Here is a 2169-nt window from a genome sequence, read left to right as displayed (position 1 = left end):
CGTAAGGATGGTCTTTTTACCACAGAGGTATATATGTGGCAGGAAGACTGCGGATATGAGTATTGGAGTCCTATTAAAAAAGGATTGTCTTTGATTGAGACGGAGGAAGGTGCAGTGACGTTAGCCATTGACCATTTAAGAGAATATTCCGGTGAAATTATCACTCTTTAATTACTTCACTAAAGAAGCAGGATTGCTCAATAATAAGGAGATTACAATTTTAAAAACTAATAAAACTAAGAAACTCATAGTATTTTTTCAAAATGAAAAGATAAAGATTGTTGTTCCAGAACTTAGGTAAAGAGAATTTGAAGGATTTTACCACAACTTTTGATAAATTAATGAGGATAAAGTTGACGGGTATGTTGGAGGTCTATGAAAAATGAAAAACGAAGAAAATAAGACAAATAAATACGTGCCAAAAATAAACTACGATGATACACCTAACTGCGAACATGACATTGAATCTGATATAGTAGTTGGAAATTCACCATGCCCTTGCTGCGAGTTTATTACAATTCCGAATAATGGCGATGCCCTTGCTTACATTTGTCCCGTATGTTTTTGGGAGATAGATTTGTTTATTCAAAGTAATGTTGAGGCAAGTGACCAAAACCATGGCTTAACATTGACTGAAGCGAGAAAAAATTATCAAAGTTTTGGGGCAGTATTGCCCATGTTAAAGAAGTCTTGCAGGCAACCAAAAGAATATGAATATCCAACAAAATGAAGAAGCAGATTCAAAGTTGATTGGAGTGGAAGACGGCGACTATGGGAGGATCGGCGGGACAGGTGAAACAAACAACGGAAGCGAAGCAAACGGGTTGGTTCACAGCAAGCCCTCCGGAACGTGTCCGTCTGGAACGGAAATCAACGGTTTTACACTGTTCAAGAATCGTGCGCTTTTCTTGAAGAATATTGAGTTGCATATGCAACTCTTTTTTCTTTATTGAACTAACGGTGCAGTTTAGTTTAATAAGCAGGTACTTTCTGTAGGGTGTCGAATTAGTTTCTAGAAAAGGAGGGGTAGCATGAAAAATAAGTATAAACAATTATTGAGTTACTTATTTTCAATCGTGGTAATAATTATTATTTCTTTTGGTATTTATCAATATTCGACTCACTTTTCAACTCGTGATGAAGCAATTGAAAAATATATAACAACAGTGTTTGGTAATGATTCTGCACAGTTAATAGATGTTGTTGATACAAAAATTTCTAATACTTATTATTTGTTATTAAGAACAAATGGTTCAAATGTTATTAATACGACATCAAACGTGAAAATCCAAAATAACATATTTGGTTGGAAAGTCACTGCTGGGTATGAAAGTGCAAATGTAGATTTAGGTAAATATCTAATAGATAGAGAAACTAACACATTAAAATAATTTGTAACACCATTGTTAAATCCTTATTGTGCTAACGGGTGCAAGAGTTTAAGTTCCAAGTGCCGAATTTAAAGGCGGCTTTTCTTATTGAGCAAAGACAGCAGTTTTGATGAAGAAGGAAATTAGTTTTAAATTGTAAGGGAGCGATTGTTTTGTATGATTACGAACATATGAAAATGAGTAAGTTCGAAGCATATTCATTTACTCGCTTAATTCGAACACAAAATTTTGAGTTTTATTTTATCCTTGGAGTTAATGATCCTCAAGATTTTGATGAATATTGGGATGGAAGATTAATTGAAGTATTGGGATACCTTGTTACATATATATATATAATGACTAACATAACATTTTTATATATTTAATTGAAGATGAAACTAAAAACTTTCAAGAAATAATTAAACATGTAAAGAAGTTTGCATCTGAAATATACACGTATACAAGACTACTCGATACGACCAACTTTATAATACAATCAACCAATGTATATCAAAAAAGTTTAGGAAATCATGAAATAGTGGATTTCATTAAGAAAATAGTAAATGAGGATATTCCTGAATTCATTTTGGCTGAAATTAAACAATAGATACTTCACAAACTGGGGCTTTACTTGAAAATCGTTGAGTTGCTAAACTGTACCCTATAAGATAGACACTTTGAAAAAAGTCTATCCTATAGGGTACTTTTGTTTATAATGAGAAAAAAGATGTCGGAGCGAAATGAAATGACGAAAAGATTATTTACTAAAAAAGAGCAAGAACAACTAAACTGTAATCCT

The 2169-nt window shown here is 32.7% G+C and carries 3 protein-coding genes; all 3 read left to right on the top strand.

What is annotated here, in order from left to right:
- Positions 1 to 382 precede the first annotated feature (382 nt).
- Positions 383 to 730: a CPCC family cysteine-rich protein gene (locus AC1DCY_RS27045; RefSeq protein ID WP_477355741.1), complete on the top strand. Its 348-nt coding sequence runs from the start codon at positions 383 to 385 to the stop codon at positions 728 to 730.
- The gene (locus AC1DCY_RS27040) at positions 711 to 953 is read left to right on the top strand and encodes a hypothetical protein (protein WP_477355738.1); all 243 of its coding nucleotides are present in this window, start codon (positions 711 to 713) and stop codon (positions 951 to 953) included. The genes AC1DCY_RS27045 and AC1DCY_RS27040 overlap by 20 nt, the downstream gene beginning before the upstream one ends.
- Positions 954 to 1031: 78 nt before the next feature.
- Positions 1032 to 1391 carry a hypothetical protein gene (locus AC1DCY_RS27035; protein ID WP_477355735.1) on the top strand — a complete coding sequence of 120 codons (360 nt, stop codon included), beginning with the start codon at positions 1032 to 1034 and terminating at the stop codon, positions 1389 to 1391.
- The last annotated feature ends 778 nt before the right edge of the window (positions 1392 to 2169 follow it).

It is taken from the genome of Lysinibacillus sp. 10T31 (assembly GCF_056394365.1).
This window is presented reverse-complemented; position numbering and strand designations above follow the sequence as displayed.

What these genes read in the sequence shown, in the direction of transcription:
- AC1DCY_RS27035 (WP_477355735.1), top strand. Translation starts at nt 1,032, where the DNA reads ATGAAAAATAAGTATAAACAATTATTGAGTTACTTATTTTCAATCGTG.
- AC1DCY_RS27040 (WP_477355738.1), top strand. Translation starts at nt 711, where the DNA reads ATGAATATCCAACAAAATGAAGAAGCAGATTCAAAGTTGATTGGAGTG.
- AC1DCY_RS27045 (WP_477355741.1), top strand. Translation starts at nt 383, where the DNA reads ATGAAAAACGAAGAAAATAAGACAAATAAATACGTGCCAAAAATAAAC.